At 56.5% G+C, this 17,157-nt stretch carries 17 protein-coding genes; 8 read left to right on the plus strand and 9 right to left on the minus strand.

All coding sequences use genetic code 11. The features are described from left to right. Positions 1-46: 46 nt before the first annotated feature. From GOV90_RS01860 to coaD, 3 genes are all read left to right on the plus strand, one after another. Positions 47-949 carry a LysR family transcriptional regulator gene (locus GOV90_RS01860; RefSeq protein WP_171089791.1) on the plus strand — a complete coding sequence of 301 codons (903 nt, stop codon included), beginning with the start codon at positions 47-49 and terminating at the stop codon, positions 947-949. A 61-nt stretch (positions 950-1,010) separates the two neighbouring features. Beyond that, the gene (locus tag GOV90_RS01865; RefSeq protein ID WP_171089793.1) at positions 1,011-1,448 is read left to right on the plus strand and encodes a CBS domain-containing protein; all 438 of its coding nucleotides are present in this window, start codon (positions 1,011-1,013) and stop codon (positions 1,446-1,448) included. A gap of 85 nt (positions 1,449-1,533) precedes the next feature. After that, entirely contained in the window at positions 1,534-2,025 is a 492-nt protein-coding gene (gene coaD / locus GOV90_RS01870; protein WP_171089795.1) for a pantetheine-phosphate adenylyltransferase, read from the plus strand. Here the strand turns inward: coaD and gap (GOV90_RS01875) are convergent. From gap (GOV90_RS01875) to gap (GOV90_RS01885), 3 genes are all read right to left on the minus strand, one after another. After that, the gene (gap, locus tag GOV90_RS01875) at positions 2,017-3,021 is read right to left on the minus strand and encodes a type I glyceraldehyde-3-phosphate dehydrogenase (protein WP_171089797.1); all 1,005 of its coding nucleotides are present in this window, start codon (positions 3,019-3,021) and stop codon (positions 2,017-2,019) included. The genes coaD and gap (GOV90_RS01875) overlap by 9 nt on opposite strands. A gap of 82 nt (positions 3,022-3,103) precedes the next feature. Beyond that, positions 3,104-3,247 carry a hypothetical protein gene (locus GOV90_RS01880; RefSeq protein WP_171089800.1) on the minus strand — a complete coding sequence of 48 codons (144 nt, stop codon included), beginning with the start codon at positions 3,245-3,247 and terminating at the stop codon, positions 3,104-3,106. A gap of 71 nt (positions 3,248-3,318) precedes the next feature. Beyond that, entirely contained in the window at positions 3,319-4,320 is a 1,002-nt protein-coding gene (gap, locus tag GOV90_RS01885) for a type I glyceraldehyde-3-phosphate dehydrogenase (RefSeq protein ID WP_171089803.1), read from the minus strand. Between the two features lie 181 nt (positions 4,321-4,501). Between gap (GOV90_RS01885) and GOV90_RS01890 the strand changes: the two genes are divergently transcribed. After that, positions 4,502-5,473, plus strand: a complete 972-nt coding sequence (locus tag GOV90_RS01890) for a DUF808 domain-containing protein (protein ID WP_171089805.1) — start codon at positions 4,502-4,504, stop codon at positions 5,471-5,473. 89 nt (positions 5,474-5,562) lie between these two features. After that, on the plus strand, positions 5,563-6,363 hold the full coding sequence (locus GOV90_RS01895; RefSeq protein ID WP_171089807.1) for a thioesterase family protein: 801 nt from the start codon (positions 5,563-5,565) through the stop codon (positions 6,361-6,363). Positions 6,364-6,412: 49 nt separating this feature from the next. On the opposite strand, the gene tkt is transcribed toward GOV90_RS01895, so the two are convergent. Continuing rightward, entirely contained in the window at positions 6,413-8,434 is a 2,022-nt protein-coding gene (gene tkt / locus GOV90_RS01900; protein ID WP_171089809.1) for a transketolase, read from the minus strand. 237 nt (positions 8,435-8,671) lie between these two features. On the opposite strand from tkt, the gene GOV90_RS01905 reads away from it, so the two are divergent. From GOV90_RS01905 to GOV90_RS01915, 3 genes are read left to right on the plus strand one after another with little or no spacing between them, the layout of a single operon-like run. Next, positions 8,672-9,526 (plus strand): hypothetical protein, encoded by an 855-nt coding sequence (locus tag GOV90_RS01905; protein ID WP_171089811.1) that lies wholly within the window; start codon positions 8,672-8,674, stop codon positions 9,524-9,526. Next, a complete protein-coding gene (locus GOV90_RS01910) occupies positions 9,526-9,918 on the plus strand; it encodes a cell division protein ZapA (RefSeq protein ID WP_171089813.1) in 393 nt (130 codons plus the stop codon). The genes GOV90_RS01905 and GOV90_RS01910 overlap by 1 nt, the downstream gene beginning before the upstream one ends. Then, positions 9,918-10,265 (plus strand): MliC family protein, encoded by a 348-nt coding sequence (locus GOV90_RS01915; protein ID WP_171089815.1) that lies wholly within the window; start codon positions 9,918-9,920, stop codon positions 10,263-10,265. Before GOV90_RS01910 ends, GOV90_RS01915 begins: the two co-directional genes overlap by 1 nt. Positions 10,266-10,271: 6 nt before the next feature. Here the strand turns inward: GOV90_RS01915 and grxD are convergent, their stop codons facing one another. The 5 genes from grxD to GOV90_RS01940 form a co-directional block, all read right to left on the minus strand. Further along, the gene (grxD, locus tag GOV90_RS01920; protein WP_171089818.1) at positions 10,272-10,634 is read right to left on the minus strand and encodes a Grx4 family monothiol glutaredoxin; all 363 of its coding nucleotides are present in this window, start codon (positions 10,632-10,634) and stop codon (positions 10,272-10,274) included. A gap of 249 nt (positions 10,635-10,883) precedes the next feature. Continuing rightward, a complete protein-coding gene (locus tag GOV90_RS01925; protein WP_039530494.1) occupies positions 10,884-11,120 on the minus strand; it encodes a BolA/IbaG family iron-sulfur metabolism protein in 237 nt (78 codons plus the stop codon). Positions 11,121-11,265: 145 nt separating this feature from the next. Further along, entirely contained in the window at positions 11,266-13,425 is a 2,160-nt protein-coding gene (gene purL, locus GOV90_RS01930; RefSeq protein ID WP_171089819.1) for a phosphoribosylformylglycinamidine synthase subunit PurL, read from the minus strand. 178 nt (positions 13,426-13,603) lie between these two features. Beyond that, the gene (locus GOV90_RS01935; protein ID WP_171089822.1) at positions 13,604-15,859 is read right to left on the minus strand and encodes a mechanosensitive ion channel family protein; all 2,256 of its coding nucleotides are present in this window, start codon (positions 15,857-15,859) and stop codon (positions 13,604-13,606) included. 281 nt (positions 15,860-16,140) lie between these two features. After that, entirely contained in the window at positions 16,141-17,049 is a 909-nt protein-coding gene (locus GOV90_RS01940; RefSeq protein ID WP_171089824.1) for a LysR family transcriptional regulator, read from the minus strand. Positions 17,050-17,157 lie beyond the last annotated feature (108 nt).

Genomic DNA, 17,157 nt, shown 5'->3' on the forward strand with positions numbered 1-17,157 from the left:
AGGCAATGTCCCAAAAGAGTTTTGCAAAAATGCAAAAGGGTTGTGGATGACACCGAACTGGGACGATATGCGGATCTTTCTGGCCGTGGCACGGGAAGAAAGCCTGTCATCCGCTGGTCGCATACTGAAGATTGATCCCGCCACTGTAGGGCGTCGCGTGGCCCGGCTCGAATCCACCTTAGAGTCCACTTTATTCACCAAATCGCAGCAGGGTTATGTTCTGACGTCGGCGGGACAACGCCTTTTGGAACATGGGCTGCACGCCGAAGAGGCGATGCGCGCAGCCGCCGGGGCGGTGGCCGGGTCAACGAAATCGCTGAGCGGGCAGATTAGGATCGGCGCGCCGGATGGCAGTGCCAATTACCTGTTGCCGCAGGTCTGCGCAAAAATCAGCGACGCGAACCCTGATCTGGACATTCAGATACTTGCGCTGCCTCGGGTGATTAACCTGTCTCGGCGCGAGGCGGATATGGCCGTGACAGTGAGCGCGCCAACAGCCGGACAGTTGCGGGTGAAAAAAATCAGCGACTATAAACTGCACATGGTTGCCACGGACGACTATCTTCAAAAGTATGGTCCGATCCAATCTGTGGCGGATCTGAAAGGGCACAGGTTGATCGGTTACATCCCCGACATGATCTTTGACCGAGAGCTGGATTACCTGAATGACATAGGCATTGACCGTGTCGCGCTTGCATCGAACTCGGTCTCGGTCCAATTGCGACAGGTCACGCTGGGAACCGGGGTTTGTGTGGCTCATGATTTCACGCTGCCGTTTCACTCGGATCTGCGGAAAATCCTGACGGATCAAGTGAGTTTGACGCGCAGTTTCTATCTTGTTCGGCACGAAGGAGATCAGCGCAACGAACGGTTGAACCGCTTTGCTGATGCCCTGACACGCGGTATTCGCGAGGAAGTGCTTCGTTTGGAAGCAGAGGCCGACGCTTGACAGGTCGCCACAATCGCGCAACGCTTTGGAATAAGTGTCATTATTTCCGGAGGTATTCTTCATGCTTGTACAGGCCATCCTGAAGTCCAAGGCGACAGACGGCGTTGTGACTGTTGCGCCAACGGCGACGGTCTCGGAGGCCTCGAAGATTCTTGCGGAGAAGCGGATCGGGACGGTCATCATTTCCGAAGACGGCGGTGAAACGGCATCTGGTATCCTGTCGGAACGTGACATCGTCCGGGAACTGGCGGCCAGTGGCAGTGGTTGCCTGAACCAGCCGGTCCAGTCCTATATGACGCAAGATCTTGTCACGACGACGCGTCAAGCGACGGTCGAAGACATCATGTCCCGCATGACCGAAGGACGGTTCCGCCATATGCCAGTGGTGGAAGATGGCAAGCTGGTCGGTATCGTCACACTTGGCGATGTCGTGAAAGCGCAGCTGGCCGAATTGGCCATGGAAAAAGATGCTTTGGAAGGCATGATAATGGGGCACTGACGGCAAGGGTTGCCACAGCAATCACTTGCACCTGCAGCAAAGTTATGTTTGCTTGCGCAGAAATTTTGTTGCGCAGGAGGGCGCGATGCGGGTTGGATTGTATCCTGGAACCTTTGATCCCATCACAATGGGCCACATCGACATCATTCGTCGGGCGGCAGCTTTGGTCGACAAGCTGGTGATTGGTGTTGCCATCAACCGGGATAAAGGACCTTTGTTTTCGTTAGAAGAGCGTGTGGCCATGATTGAAGCCGAATGTGCCCAGCTCTCTGAACAGACCGGGACCGAGATTGTCGCCCATCCATTTGAAAACCTGCTGATCGATTGTGCGCGGGATGTCGGTGCGCAGATCATTGTGCGTGGATTGCGCGCTGTTGCCGACTTTGAGTATGAATTTCAGATGGTTGGAATGAACCGTGCATTGGACGATTCAATCGAGACTGTCTTTTTGATGGCAGAAGCGCGCCATCAGGCAATTGCCTCGAAGTTGGTCAAGGAAATCGCCCGGTTAAATGGGGACGTGTCGAAATTCGTCACGCCCCGCGTCAATACCGCGCTGAAAGAACGGTTAGGCTAGGGCGCCCATCGCGGCGGCTGTATCCAGCATCCGGTTCGAGAATCCCCATTCATTGTCGTACCAGGCCAGTACGCGAACAAGTGTGCCGTCGGTGACTTTGGTTTCGGCCAGCGACACGGTCGAGCTGTGCGGATCGTGGTTGAAATCAATGGAAACCAATGGACGGCTTTCTGCCGCCAACACGCCGGGGATTTTGGCGGCGGCATCAATAAACAGCTGATTCACTTCCTCTTCGGTGGTTGGTCGGGAAACCTCGGCCACAAGATCAACGACCGAAACGTTCGGGGTCGGGACACGGATCGCCTGACCCGTCAGTTTGCCTTGTAGTTGCGGCAGAACCAGACCAACTGCAGCAGCCGCACCGGTTGTGGTGGGGATCATCGACAACGCAGCGGCGCGTGAGAGGTAAGGGTCCTTTCCAACCAAGTCATGTACCGGCTGGCTGGCAGTATATGCATGAACAGTGGTCATATTACCGTGCTTGATACCAAGCCCAGCATCCAAGGCTGCGGCAACTGGAGACAGGCAGTTGGTGGTGCAGGATGCGTTCGACACGACCAAGTCTTCGGCGGTCAGTTCGTGATCGTTCACACCAAATACGACGGTCCTGACGTTGCCATCACCGCGGGCCGGGGCCGAGATCAGAACCTTTTTCGAGCCGTTCTTGAAGTGACGCTCAGCGGCCTCTCGGGTGCGGAACACACCGGTGCATTCGAGCACGACATCAATATCCGACCACGGCAGGTCTTCGGGGTTGCGTTCGCTGGTCAGACGGATCGGACCACGACCCACATCCAAACCTGCATCGCTGAGTGTAACCGGGTTGGCATAGCGACCATGCACACTGTCGAACTCAAACAAATGCGCGTTCATGTCCGGCTTGCCCAGATCGTTGATCGCCACAATCTCAACGTCTGTGCGGCCACTTTCCATTACCGCGCGCAGAACGCCGCGCCCAATCCGTCCAAATCCGTTGATCGCAAGTTTCAGGGTCATGGTCCGCTCCGTCGAAATTTCTCTGTCAGATTAGTTAGCGCTAACAACTCCAGATCAACGAAAGAGTCAAGAAAAACCTCGGTCAGCGCCAGAAAGCAAGCCAGTCCAGAAATTCGTAGAGCTTCTTGGCAAGGAACAGCAGGTGGTCGCCGCTATACAGCGTCATGTCCAGCATCACGCCCCCAAGCAGAAGTATGCCGAGCCAGATGGCGATTTGATTGGTCATGGCCGTCCCGAACAAAAATGCCCGCTCAGATAACCTGAGCGGGCATTAAGGTACAAGCGAAGTCCGAAGGGTCAGTTAAGACGGCCCATCGCAACGGCCACATCGGCCATACGAACCGAGAAGCCCCATTCGTTGTCATACCAGGCCAGAACACGGACCAGGCGATTGTCAACAACGCGGGTCTGATCCGGCGCGAAGATCGAGCTTTCTTCGGTGTGGTTGAAATCGGTCGAGACCAGCGGTGCGGGTTCAAAACCCAGTACGCGCTGCATCGGGCCTTTGGCGGCTTCTTCGACGATAGCGTTGACTTCCTCGACGGTTACATCGCGCGCGGCACGGAAGGTCAGGTCAACAGCCGAGACATTCGGGGTAGGGACGCGGATCGCGGACCCGTCCAGACGGCCTTTCAGGTTTGGCAGAACTTCGCCCAACGCCTTGGCGGCTCCGGTCGAGGTCGGGATCATCGACATAGCTGCGGCGCGGGCGCGGTACAGGTCGCTGTGGCGACGGTCCAGGGTCGGCTGATCGCCAGTATAGGCGTGGATCGTGGTCATGATGCCGTTTTCGATGCCGATACCTTCGTCCAGAACCTTGGCCAGCGGGGCCAGGCAGTTGGTGGTGCAGGAGCCATTTGAAACCATGTTATCGTTTGCGGTCAGCGTGTTGTGGTTCACGCCGAAGACGATGGTCTTGTCGACATTCTTGCCAGGGGCGGACAACAGAACCTTGCCAGCGCCACGCTCAAGGTGGGTTTTCGCCTTGGTGCCGTCGTTAAACTTGCCGGTGCATTCCAGAACGACGTCGCAGCCTTCCCAGTCCAGCTCGGCCATGTCGTAGGTCGAGAACATCTGCATCGGACCGCGGCCCAGATCCATGGTGTTGCCTTCGATGGAAACCTCGCGGGGGAAACGTCCGTGGATACTGTCATATTTCAGCAGATGCGCCGAGGTTTCCAACGGGCCGGTGGCGTTGACTTTGATCACTTCGATGTCGTTGCGCCCCGAAGCGGCGATGTGCGACAGGGTGCAGCGGCCAATACGGCCAAAACCATTGATACCGACCTTGATGGTCATGTGACGTCTCCAGATGCGCTTGCTTTGTGGGCCATATAGCGGCGAAATGGGAATCTCAAAAGGGCAAAAACGGCATATTTTTAAGGTGTTAGCGCAAACCTGCGCCGATTGCGCTAACGCTTGCGCTAGCTGAGAGATCAGGTAGGGTCCGGGTGCGGCAGGTGACAGGAAAGGAAACGCGATGAGCGGACTGTTGGCCCTTTTGGATGATGTGGCGGGAATTGCCAAAGTGGCGGCCGCTTCGGTCGACGACGTGGTTGCGGCGGCAGGTAAGGCCGGGGCCAAGACTGCCGGGGTGATCATCGACGACGCGGCGGTCACACCGAAATATGTTCAGGGGTTTGCGCCTGCTCGTGAGTTGCCGATCATCTGGCGTATTGCGCGAGGGTCGATTTTCAACAAGATCATCCTGTTGCTGCCGGTGGCACTGTTGCTTGCCAATTTCGCGCCTTGGCTGATCACCCCGTTACTTATGATTGGAGGGTCATATCTTTGTTTTGAGGGGGCCGAGAAGATATTTCACGTCTTGTTCCCCCATGGCAGCCACGCCATCGAACAAGACATGGACGTTCGTGACCCCGGTCATTTGGAGGAACAAAAGGTCAAAGGCGCGATCAAGACGGACTTTATCCTATCAGCTGAGATCATGACCATTGCTTTGGCAGCGATCGAAGCGCCTAACCTGTGGATGCAGGCCGCTACGCTGGCCGTGGTCGGGATCGGGGTAACGGTCGCAGTTTATGGGTCCGTCGCGCTGATCGTGAAAATGGATGATGTCGGGCTTTATCTTGCGAACAACGCGCCAACACCTATCGGTCGCGGTCTGGGCCGAGGGTTGGTCAAGGCAATGCCCGGCGTGATGAAAACCCTGTCTATAGTCGGAACTGCAGCGATGCTGTGGGTGGGGGGATCGATCGTCATCCACGGGATGGAGGTTCTGGGTTTTGGCTGGCTGGGTCATCACATCCACGATTGGGCATATGCCATTGGACATTCGGCGTCTGAACAATGGGTTGGGGCAGTTGAATGGATTTCGAAAGCTACAATGGATGGCATTTTCGGTTTGGCATGGGGCCTGGTGTTAATCCCGATAGCGACCAAGGTTATCGGGCCAGCGCTGGGTATGTTCTCTGGTTCTGAAGCAAAGCATTGAACTCTTGCCGACAAGTGACGTTAGGTTGCAATGGCGACATGCCGCCAAAAGGTTAGTGTCGCCGAAGGAGCAACAGAACTGGTTTCCTCATGTCCGCTTATTCATTGGTCGATGTTCTTGAAGCGCGAGAGACAATTGACAACCGGCTAAAGTTTCCTGTCCCGGCGAACTGGATGCAGGGCCGCACGACTTTTGGTGGGTTTTCGTCTGCGCTGATGCTGGCTACCATCTTCGAACGGCACGACGGGTTACCTCCTTTGCGGTCCGCATTGATCAATTTCACGGCCCCGATCGGCACCCCGCCAACGATTGGCACCGAAATTCTGCGGCAGGGCCGTAACGTGACGATCATCAACGTTCGAGTCGAAATCGAAGGAAAAGTCGCGGCGCTGGGTACGTTTTCGTTTGGTGTCCCTCAGGACAGCCACGTCGCGTTTGATCATCCTGCGCAACCAGCCCCGAAACCCGAAGAAACCGAACCCTATTTCCCGCCGGGTTTACCCCGACCACCCATTCCGTTTCTTGAGAATTTCGATGTCAGACTTGTTGACGGTGCTTTGCCGTTTTCAGGAGCAGAGAGAGGCTACCTGCGCCTTTGGGCGCGTCACAAAGATCCGCGGATGTGGAGCCGGATGGAAGGGTTGATCTCGGTCGCGGATCTGCCGCCGCCTGCGATCTATCCGACCCTCAAGAATCCCGGCCCAAATTCTTCGATGAACTGGATTTTCAATGTGTTGTCAGAAGAAATTGAGACACGTGAAGGGTGGTTCCTGTTGGAACATCAACTGACAGCTGGGCACGATGGCTACAGCTCGCAAGTCATGCGTGTGTGGAATACTGACGGTGATCTGATTGTGGACGGGATGCAGTCAGTTATTATTTTCGTCTAACAAAAAAGCCCCGGCAAAAACCGGGACTTTTTTAACTGACAAGCAGGGATTAACCCAACAGTTCTTTGACCTTGGCTACGGTCGCTTCTGCGGTGATGCCGAAGTGCTTGTAAAGCTCGCCTGCCGGGGCTGATGCGCCGAAGCTCGACATGCCGATGAATCCGGCCTTGGCTTCGCGGCCACGCTCGCCCAACAACCAACGGTCCCAGCCACCTGCGCGAACAGCGGCTTCGATGCCAACGCGGACGGGGCCAGCGGGCAGAACGCGCTTGCGATAGGCTTCTTCCTGTTGCGCGAACAGCTCCATACAGGGCATCGAGACGACACGGGTGCCGATGCCTTCGGCCTCGAGCATCGCTTTGGCTTCCATGGCCAGCGACACTTCGGACCCGGTGGCGATCAGGATGGCCTGACGCTTGCCCTCGGCTTCGGCCAGAACATAAGCACCCTGTGCAACCAGGTTCTTGGTCTTGTGCTGGGTGCGCACTGTCGGCACACCTTGGCGGGTCAGCGACAGAACCGAGGGGCTGTCCTTGAAGGTCAGCGCCAGTTCCCACGCTTCAGCCGTTTCAACCGTGTCAGCGGGGCGGAACACATAGGTGTTCGGCGTTGCGCGTGAGATGGCCAGATGTTCAACCGGTTGGTGGGTCGGGCCGTCTTCGCCCAGACCGATGGAGTCATGGGTCATCACGAAGACCGAGGGGATTTTCATCAGTGCCGCCAAACGCATGGACGGGCGGGCATAGTCGGTGAAGGCCATGAATGTACCGCCATAGGGGCGGATGCCACCATGCAGTGCCATGCCGTTCATCGCAGCGGCCATGCCGTGTTCGCGAATACCGTAATGGATATAGCGCCCTTTGCGGTTTTCCGGCAGGAACACACCCATATCGGCCGATTTGGTGTTGTTCGAGCCGGTCAGGTCGGCCGAGCCGCCAACGGTTTCGGTCATGATCGGGTTCACGACGTTCAGAACTTTTTCCGACGAAGCGCGGGTAGCCAGCTTTGGTTGATCTTCCGAAACTTGCTTTTTGAAAGAACGAATGGCGCCAGCCAGCTTTTTAGGGGCTTCAAACGCGTAGGCACGATTGAATTCGGCCTGCTTGCGTTCGGAAAGTTGTGCGAAACGCTCTTCCCAGGCTGCTCGTTCTGCAGCACCACGTGCGCCAATGGCTTCCCATGCGGATTTCACGTTTGCAGGCACTTCGAACGCGTCGTGAGGCCAGTCATAGGCTTCTTTGGCTGCTTTCAACTGATCCTGATCGGTCAGCGCGCCGTGGCCTTTTGACGTATCCTGTGCTGCATGACCCAGCGCGATGTGGCTTTCACATGCGATCATGGTCGGTTTGCTGGATTTCTTAGCGTCGACAATGGCCGCATCAATGGCTTTTGGATCATGGCCATCGATCTCGATCACATGCCAGCCCGAGGCTGCGAAGCGGCGCACCTGATCGGTGCGGTCGGCAATATCGACGGTGCCGTCGATGGTGATGTTGTTGTTGTCCCAGAAGACGATCAGTTTGCTCAGTTCATGACGACCGGCCAGGGTGATCGCTTCTTGGCTGACGCCTTCCATCAGGCAGCCGTCGCCCGCGATGACGTAGGTGTAGTGATCAACAACCTTCTTGCCGTAATGCGCGCGCTGGATTTCTTCGGCCATGGCAAAGCCCACAGCGTTCGAGATGCCCTGACCCAGCGGGCCGGTGGTGGTCTCGATACCGTCGACCAGGAAGTTTTCAGGGTGGCCTGCCGTTTTTGCGCCCAACTGACGGAAGTTCTTGATCTCTTCCAGTGTCACGTCTGCGTGGCCGGTGAGATACAGCAGCGAGTAAACCAGCATTGAGCCGTGACCAGCCGACAGGATGAACCGGTCGCGGTCGGGCCAGCTTGGGTTTGATGCGTCGAATTTCAGGTGCTTTTCGAACAGTACGGTCGCAACATCCGCCATGCCTATGGGCATACCGGAATGGCCGGAGTTGGCGGCGGCGACGGCATCAAGGGTCAGGGTGCGGATGGCCGCAGCTTTGTCCCAGTGTTCGGGGTTGGCATTGCGCAGCGCAGTCAGGTCCACGGGCGTTGTTCCTTTGGGTTTTGAAGCAGATTGCGCGCTCAATACCATTCAATACCCAAAGTGCAAGCGGAACCGGGGTGAATCGGGGTGGGATGCATGAAGAGCGGGGCTCAAGTCGTTGAAAGCAAACAGTGGGTATTTTCTGTCGCATTCCGCTAGACTGTCAGAAGGCGGGATTCGGTTTTGATTCGGATCGCATCGAAACAGAATGAACCTTGATAAAGAGGTGACAGGGGCATGAGCCAGATAGAAGACTTACAGCACCGCATTATTGCTGCGATGGACCGCATCGGCGCGGGTGTCGATGCATTGGGCGCTGCACCCCGGGATATTGCACCGGACGAGGGGCTTCAAACGGCACTTGAGGACGAACGCGTCGCCAACGCGCAGCTTCAGGAACGGCTGAAATCTCTGAAACAACAGCATGAACAGCAAGTTGATGGCTTGCGCGCCGATCTTGAGGAACTACGCGCTGCCCCGTCTGACAGCGCTGAAACCGACGCACTGCGCGCCGAGCTAGAGGAAGCCCGTGCCAAGATCACTTCGGTGGAAGCGGCACGTGCCGAGCTGGCCGAGGCCAAGGCAGCGCTGGACAACAGCGCGGAGCTGGACTCACTAAAAGCCGAAAACGAAAAGATGCGGGCAGAGTTGGACACATTGGAAGATCCTGAGCCGTTAAAGGCGGAACTGGAACAGCTGCGCGGAATGCTGGATCAGGCCAAGGCGGTTGAGGCGGAAAACAACCGCCTAAAAGCCGAGTTGGAAGATACCGTGCGTGTCGATGATCTGAGCGCTGAACTGGAAATGTTGCGTGCTGAACGGGCCAGTCATGGGGCAGCAATGTCTCGTCTGGATGACGATTTGCAGCGCATGCGCAAAGCGAATGAACAATTGCGCAGCGCCGTTGACGAATTGCGTGCAGCGGCCACTGAGGGTTTGACAGACGCGGAACTCTTGAACCGCGCAACAGTCGCCGAACTAGAGGCCACGCGCGCGGCGCAAGCCTCGGACGCGGCTGAAGCGCAGGCTGTTCTGGCGCGGCTGGAACCTCTGCTGTCGCAGGCGAAACTTGTAGAAGGTGAGGTAGAATAATGCCTGAAGTGACCATAAATATCGGCGGTCGCGGCTTTGACGTCTCGTGCCGGGACGGTGAGGAGCCCTTTCTGCATTCCGCAGCCAAAATGCTGGACGATGAAGCTCAGGTTTTGTCCGATCAGATCGGCAGGATGCCTGAATCCCGGATGCTTCTGATGGCGGGTCTCATGCTGGCTGACAAAACAGCGGCGACAGAAGACAAAGTAAAGTCGCTTGAGGCCAAGCTGGCCGAGGCTGAGGCTGAACTTCAGGGCCTCAGGAACGCTCCGCCACCAGAGCCGGAGCGGGTCGAAGTGGCGGTGGTTCCACCCTCTGTCACGGATACACTTGCGGAGCTGGCCGCGCGGGCAGAAGCCCTTGCGGCAGTTGTCGAGGAGAAGAAAGCATAATGACTTTGTTGCGAAACGCGCTGTTCGCTGCTGCGCTGGCTTTACCTGCGACATCTGCAATGGCAGAGATTGACATATTGTCAGTCACGTTCACCTGCGAGAACGGCGTACCTTTGCCGGTGACTTACTTCAACGCGCCAGATGGTTCAGGCGCGGCGGCGACATTGGTAGACAACACTTTGGTCGCAATGCGCCAGGTGGAAAGCGGATCAGGTATCCGCTACGAATCCACCGGCGACGAGGGAACTTATATCCTGCGCTCAAAAGGCTGGAACGCGTCGATCAGCTCATTGGCGGCAGGTGCCGCCAATGAGCAGACGATCTATCAGGACTGTTCCAGCCGGTAAGTTCGCTTAAGCGTTTGCTTCGCGAATTTTGTCGGCTGCATCTTTATTGTAGCCGACACCGTTTTCGTCAAACAGTGTGTCCAGTTCACCCGACAAGGTCATTTCGGTGATGATGTCGCAACCGCCAACGAATTCGCCTTTGACATAAAGCTGCGGCACGGTCGGCCAATCCGAATAATCCTTGATACCCTGACGGATTTCTTCGTCTGCCAGAACGTTCACGTCGGCATAGTCGACGCCCATATAGTTCAGTACGCCCGCCACACGGGATGAGAAGCCGCACTGGGGCATCTCTTTGGTGCCTTTCATATACAGCACCACGTCATTGGCTTTGACGGTTTCGTCGATCTGGGTCTTCACATCGGTCATTTCGCGTTTCCTTTGCTCTTCGGCATTATTGCTTTGGCGTAGTTTTGTGGGTCTTTGCGGATATGGGTCTGCGCCGAGCCAATTGCACCGTCATGTGATGAGTAAGATGAGTGGAGAAGGTGGTTTCCACGTTCAGGTGACGATCCTCGGTTTGTATTGCGCTCAGTCTTTGAATGGTTCAACGCTATCAGCGCGATGAGCACGACAAAGACGGAAACAGCAATCAAAATAACGATCGCGTGCTCCATATCACTCCGGCACTTTGGTGGTCAGCGCCAGCGCGTGCAGTTCTCCATCCGGGCCGTCCATTTTGCCTTTCAGGGCCGCGTAAACAGCGCGTTGCTGTTGAACGCGGTTCTTGCCGCGAAAGCTTTCGTCCACGACCATGGCGGACATATGCACGCCATCGCTGCCGCCAACCTGAATTTCCGCGTTGGGAAAGCTCTCGCGCAGCAGGGTTTCAATCTCGTGGGCGCTCATCGGCATGTAGGTTCACTCCTGAAAGTCTTTCCCAAGATGTAGAGCGATGGGGCGGGGCGTGCAAGATGGCACGTGTCGACAAACTCGGCAAATCCTACGCGCGGTTAGACGCATAGGATTTCCGTGTTTGAGACGAGCTGAAGCCTGTATTTTAGGCCACAGCCGCGGCAAAGCTGGTGCGGAAGGTGTCCGTCAGCTCGGCAAGCGGAGCCTCGGAGCCACCGACTTTCACGCTATCACCGGTGAAGCGCCCAACCGAGACCAGCGGAACACCGGCCTGACCGGCAGCAATCATCAGTGCCTCGGCCTGGTCGAAGTTGCAGGCGACCAGATAGCGGGCCTGATCTTCGCCAAACAGGAATTCGGTCGGGGCCTCGTCCAGGTGAACACCAACGCCAGCCGCTTCGGCCAATTCAAAGGCGGCCAGTGCAAGACCGCCATCGCCAAGGTCGGTACACGCTTTGACCATCTCGCGGTTGGCGCGAATGAAGTCACCGTTGCGCTTTTCAGCATCCAGATCGACATGCGGCGCATCGCCGTCTTCGCGGTTGAACACTTCTGCAAGCAGGGCGGATTGACCAAGATGGCCTTTGGTTTCACCAATGATCAGCGCGACGTGGCCTTCGCGAACCTCGTTGCCGATGATCTCGTCCGAATGGGACAACAGGCCAACCGCACCGATGGTCGGTGTTGGAAGGATCGCTTGACCGTCGGTCTCGTTGTACAGCGACACGTTGCCCGAAACGATAGGCATATCCAACGCGCCGACGGCAGCACCGATGCCCTGAATGGCGCCAACAAACTGGCCCATGATCTCGGGTTTTTCAGGGTTGCCGAAGTTCAGGTTATCGGTGGTGGCCAGCGGTTTGGCCCCAACAGCAGTCAGGTTGCGATAGGCTTCGGCCACAGCTTGTTTGCCGCCTTCAACCGGGTTGGCGCGCACATAGCGTGGGGTCACGTCACTGGTGAAGGCCAGCACCTTGTCGGTTCCATGGACGCGCACCATGCCTGCGCCCAGACCCGGTGTGCGGGCGCTGTCCGCCATGACCATGGTGTCGTATTGTTCGTACACCCACTGCTTGCCCGCGTAGTTGGGCGAAGAGAGCAGGGCGCGCAGCCCGTCAATAGGGTCGATCTGAGGGACTTCGGCCAGTTCTTCGGCCTCGGGCGTCGGTTCCCATGGACGGTCATATTCCGGCGCGGTCGAAGACAGTTTGGACAGAACCAGATCGGCTTTCACCGCGCCATTGTGCATGATCAGAAAGCGGTCTTCGGCAATGGTCTCACCGACTATGGCAAAGTCCAGATCCCATTTCTCGAACACGGCGCGGGCCTCAGCCTCAAGTTCGGGCTTGAGAACCATCAGCATGCGTTCCTGAGATTCCGACAGCATCATCTCATAGGCTGTCATATTCTCTTCACGCTGAGGCACGTTTTCCAGATCAAGACGTACGCCCAAGCCACCCTTGTCGCCCATTTCAACAGCGGAGCAGGTCAGGCCAGCGGCACCCATATCCTGGATTGAGATCACGGCACCGGTCTGCATCAGTTCCAGCGTCGCTTCCATCAGGCGCTTTTCCGTGAAGGGGTCGCCGACCTGCACGGTGGGGCGTTTTTCTTCGATGGTGTCGTCAAACTCGGCAGACGCCATGGTCGCACCACCGACGCCGTCACGGCCGGTTTTTGCGCCCAAATAAACGACCGGCATGCCCACGCCGGAGGCGGCCGAGTAGAAAATCTTGTCGCTGTCGGCCAGACCTGCCGCGAATGCGTTCACAAGGCAGTTGCCGTTATAGGCCGGGTGGAAACGGACTTCACCGCCCACGCATGGCACGCCGAAGCAGTTGCCATATCCGCCAATGCCTTCGACCACGCCATTCACCAGCTGGCGGGTTTTGTGGTGGCCGGGTTCACCAAAGGACAGAGCGTTCATCGAGGCGATGGGACGTGCGCCCATGGTGAATACGTCGCGCAGGATGCCTCCGACACCGGTCGCGGCACCTTGGTAAGGTTCGATATAAGACGGGTGGTTGTGGCTTTCCATCTTGAAGACCACGGCCTGACCGTCGCCGATGTCAACCACGCCGGCGTTTTCACCCGGACCACAGATCACCTGAGGGCCCGAGGTGGGCAGGGTGCGCAGCCATTTCTTGGACGACTTGTAGGAACAATGTTCGTTCCACATGGCCGAGAAGATACCCAGTTCGGTAAAGGTCGGTTCACGCCCAATGATCTCGAGGATCATGTCGTATTCCTCGGGCTTGAGCCCATGTGCAGCAATCAGATCGGGTGTGATGGCGGGCTCTTGCATCTTCTGTCCTGTGTCCAAGTGGGCCGAGATTGCGCGCCTTTTAGGGCAAGCGGGCGCGTGTGGAAAGGGTCAAGACGGCGCAGGGTGCGTCTTTCAAAGAAAAACGGAACCGACGGTAGGGTCGGTTCCGAAAAGGCACTTCGTAACAAGCGCAAATCTTGGAGGCAAACCGCGAAGGTTACGCTGAACCTTGATCCTTGTTGAGTTCGGCTGCCGCCGCGGCACCAACTGCCGTCTTCTGTTCCGGTGTCAGGTTCTCGGCCTCGTCCAGACCCGGGATCGCAACGCGCACCTCGCGGCGGGCAAAGTCGATGCCGTTTTCCTTGAAGGCGGCCTTGACGCGGTTGAAGATCTCCTTGCGCAGGGTGAACTGCTTGCCGGGCTTGGCCATGAACTTGCCGCGGATGATCATGCCGACATCGTCAAAGTCGAAGACACCCTGAGATTTGAAGGGCTGAAGGAAACCATCCTTGTGGGTTTCGTCCTCCATCATCTCGGCACCGATCTTCTTGAAGATCTTCTTCACCTTGTTGGGGTCAGTGTCGAACGGCACGGTGAACTTCAGCTTCATGATCACCCAGTCGCGGCTGAAATTGGTCAGTTTCTGAATCTCACCGTAAGGAATGGTGTGCACCGGACCGCGGTGGTGACGCAGTTGCATCGACCGGATCGAGATTTTCTCGACTGTGCCCATCGTGCCTCCAACATCCACATACTCACCCACGCGGAAGGCGTCGTCAATCAGGAAGAAAATGCCGCCCACGATGTCGGCAACCAGTTTCTGCGCGCCAAAACCGATGGCCAGACCCAGAACACCGGCACCTGCCAGCAGCGGCGTGATGTTGATGCCCAAAGCGCCCAAAGCCAAAAGGCCGAAGATGACCGCAATGGTGATCTGAGCGGTGATCCGCAGCAGCGGCAGCACCGTTGCCAGACGCGATCCGCCAGCACCGCCGCCTTCGCCGCCGGCTTCTTCATCCAGCGCTTCTGCCGCTGTTTGTTCACGCGCCAGACGCCTGTTGATGTAGAGCGACACGAACTCGTTCAGAATATAACCGACAGCGATGATCAGCAGGAACTCGATCACGGCGCCACCCACTTCGGCGCTGACTCCGGCCGAGGCGACATTGCGTAGATCCAGCTGCCAAGCCCTTGCAATCATGAAGACCACAAACAGACCAGCCACAACGCGCCCGATGCGGATATAGCTGCGCTTGGCAGATCTGTAGGCCCGTTCGGCCAGCGGGCCTTCGCCAGACATCGGAGGTTGCAGGTGACGCACCAACCCGCGGATGAGCGTGTCGAGCGCAGGTGCAATCAGCAACCAGAACATCGTTGCGAAATGCGCGCCGCCGACAAGCAGTCTGAGCGTTGCGGGATTTCGCTGGGCAACCAGAAACTCGACCAGCAGCCAAATGACCACCGAAACCCCGATTGCGAAGTAGGGGTAATACCGGGCCACTTCCTCGTCGAACTTGGTGTAATCGGGGTCTGTTCCCAGCATCATCTGCGACAACCCTTCGCGGGCGGTCCAGGCGATCCAACCGATATAGATATGGATAGCCGCGTTGAGCCAGAACCCGATCCGTGTCTCGTCACCCGAAATGCCGTTCAGCGCGTTGAAGCGCAGGATGAACAACGTAAAGCCAATCAGGACCAAAAGTCCGATCAGGTTGCGGTGAAGGTATTTTGCCCAATGGTCGTTGATATTGACCAACCTATACTGTGGTTTCTGCGGGGCCAGCACGAACCGAGAAACCGCCGCGCCCAAGCGTGGAACCCAGATCAGGTAGAAGACAAATGGAGCAGCATAAGTGATCTGTTCAGGTGTCAGTAGACCGCGACCAACTGCGCGTATGACGACGTAGAAAACGATCAACCCGGCAATTTCTCGGCAAAAGCGGCTGAAAAGGTAGCGCGCGGCGCCCCAAAGATCCGCTTCGTCCGCCACCTCGGTTGTTTTGTGCCAACGGCGGGTGAACAGGCCGAACAGCTTTTCTGCGATATACCCAACCACCAGGACCGAAAGGATAAGCCCCAGTAGGGTAAAGACCCCGGTTGTTCCAAATGTACCAGAAAAATTGCTGAACGCAGTTATCTGGGCTGTGACGATATTTGGCATCGTCGTCATAACATGAGTCCAGGATGAAACCATTTCGGCCCAGATCTCATTGATCTCGGTCAGAGGGTCTTCCTGCTTCTCTTTTTCTTCGGCTTGTTTCTTGGCGACGGCATCCAGACGTTCAAGCAGGATTGCGCGCACCTGATCGTCAGACATGCGTGCGACCAGGTCGTCAACTTGTTCAGGGGTCAGATTTTCAGGGATAGAAACTGAGGATGCCGAACCGGACGAGGCGGTGTCCTGTGCAAAAGCTGGTAAAGAAAGAAAGAAAACGGAAACCAGCGCCAAACAGAGGCGGAGTGGATTAAGCATGGATTTGTTGCCCTCGATCACGAGATTTTTGGTTGTTTTTCCGGATCATATGAAAAATTGAGCCGGTTTCCCAGAAGATTTCACGTTATGAAACGGGGAAATTGCGACGGCGCAAAAAAAAGGCCGAGCTATAAGCTCGGCCGTAGTCCAACAGGGAGGTATGAAGATGATGAGCGTTTCAGCATCACCGCCTTCGAGTGCTCATTTAGGGGTCAGTTTGTGAACGTTCAAGGAATTTAACTCTGAAAAGACCTCATGTCCGATATGCTATGGGCGCATAGCTAGAGTTTTCCCATCTGTTTCAGTTGTTTGCGCTGTGCAATGATCTCGTCCTGGACAAAATCTCGGAACGCACCAACGCGTTTAGAATGTCTGAGTTCTTCGGGATAGGCCAAATAAACAGGAACATCAGCGGTTTCGATGTCAGACAAGACAGGGACAAGATGCGGAAAATCCTGGGTCACATAGTCCGGCAGAACGCCAATGCCCAAATTGTGCAGAACCCCTTGCAGGACACCGAAATAGTTGTTCACGGTCAGCAATGAGCCGGGATTATAAGTCATCAGGTGACGTACCATGGCGGCACTTGCACCGACCTGCGGTGCCGCAGGGGTCTGGCAAATCAGGCGGTGATCTTTGATTTCCTCAAGCGATTTCAGCATTCCGCCATGGGTCTCGATATAGTCCTGAGTCGCGTACAGCATCATTTGCACTGTCATCAGGCGCTTGCGAACCAGATCGGCCTGGCTGGGCTCTTTCATTCGAATGGCAACATCTGCCTCGCGCATGGGTAGGTCCAGAACCCTCTCTTCCAGCATCAGATCGATATTGAGGTCGGGATACTCCTCGTACAATTTTGGCAGGCGCGGGGCCAGCCAGAGTGTGCCGAAACCAAAGGTCGTTGTGACGCGCAAGACGCCAAAAACCTCTTCCTCACTATCCCGAATGCGCGCTGCTGCTGCATCAAGACGTTTTGACATGGCTGACGTGGCATCGAACAGCAATTCACCCTGTTCGGTGAGAATCAGCCCTCGGGCGTGACGGTGGAAAAGGGTGGAATCCAGCGATTCTTCCAGGGCACGGATCTGCCGGCTCACGGCAGATTGAGACAGATTGAGCTTATCACCCGCATGGGTGAGGCTGCCTGCATCGGCTACCGCGTGAAATATTCTAAGCTTGTCCCAATCCATCGCCGCAACTTTCGTTATCCATTTGAACGCCTATATGAAAGAGGTGACAAGTTCTACATTCAAAGGGCGAAATCGTTACTTATCAGTGGATAAATCCTATACAGGTCA

It is taken from the genome of Ruegeria sp. HKCCA5929 (genome assembly GCF_013034525.1).
In the GTDB taxonomy this organism is placed as follows: domain Bacteria; phylum Pseudomonadota; class Alphaproteobacteria; order Rhodobacterales; family Rhodobacteraceae; genus Ruegeria.

What these genes read in the sequence shown, in the direction of transcription:
- GOV90_RS01860 (WP_171089791.1), top strand. Translation starts at nt 47, where the DNA reads ATGACACCGAACTGGGACGATATGCGGATCTTTCTGGCCGTGGCACGG.
- GOV90_RS01865 (WP_171089793.1), top strand. Translation starts at nt 1,011, where the DNA reads ATGCTTGTACAGGCCATCCTGAAGTCCAAGGCGACAGACGGCGTTGTG.
- coaD (WP_171089795.1), top strand. Translation starts at nt 1,534, where the DNA reads ATGCGGGTTGGATTGTATCCTGGAACCTTTGATCCCATCACAATGGGC.
- gap (WP_171089797.1), bottom strand. Translation starts at nt 3,021, where the DNA reads ATGACCCTGAAACTTGCGATCAACGGATTTGGACGGATTGGGCGCGGC.
- GOV90_RS01880 (WP_171089800.1), bottom strand. Translation starts at nt 3,247, where the DNA reads ATGACCAATCAAATCGCCATCTGGCTCGGCATACTTCTGCTTGGGGGC.
- gap (WP_171089803.1), bottom strand. Translation starts at nt 4,320, where the DNA reads ATGACCATCAAGGTCGGTATCAATGGTTTTGGCCGTATTGGCCGCTGC.
- GOV90_RS01890 (WP_171089805.1), top strand. Translation starts at nt 4,502, where the DNA reads ATGAGCGGACTGTTGGCCCTTTTGGATGATGTGGCGGGAATTGCCAAA.
- GOV90_RS01895 (WP_171089807.1), top strand. Translation starts at nt 5,563, where the DNA reads ATGTCCGCTTATTCATTGGTCGATGTTCTTGAAGCGCGAGAGACAATT.
- GOV90_RS01905 (WP_171089811.1), top strand. Translation starts at nt 8,672, where the DNA reads ATGAGCCAGATAGAAGACTTACAGCACCGCATTATTGCTGCGATGGAC.
- GOV90_RS01910 (WP_171089813.1), top strand. Translation starts at nt 9,526, where the DNA reads ATGCCTGAAGTGACCATAAATATCGGCGGTCGCGGCTTTGACGTCTCG.
- GOV90_RS01915 (WP_171089815.1), top strand. Translation starts at nt 9,918, where the DNA reads ATGACTTTGTTGCGAAACGCGCTGTTCGCTGCTGCGCTGGCTTTACCT.
- grxD (WP_171089818.1), bottom strand. Translation starts at nt 10,634, where the DNA reads ATGACCGATGTGAAGACCCAGATCGACGAAACCGTCAAAGCCAATGAC.
- GOV90_RS01925 (WP_039530494.1), bottom strand. Translation starts at nt 11,120, where the DNA reads ATGCCGATGAGCGCCCACGAGATTGAAACCCTGCTGCGCGAGAGCTTT.
- purL (WP_171089819.1), bottom strand. Translation starts at nt 13,425, where the DNA reads ATGCAAGAGCCCGCCATCACACCCGATCTGATTGCTGCACATGGGCTC.
- GOV90_RS01935 (WP_171089822.1), bottom strand. Translation starts at nt 15,859, where the DNA reads ATGCTTAATCCACTCCGCCTCTGTTTGGCGCTGGTTTCCGTTTTCTTT.
- GOV90_RS01940 (WP_171089824.1), bottom strand. Translation starts at nt 17,049, where the DNA reads ATGGATTGGGACAAGCTTAGAATATTTCACGCGGTAGCCGATGCAGGC.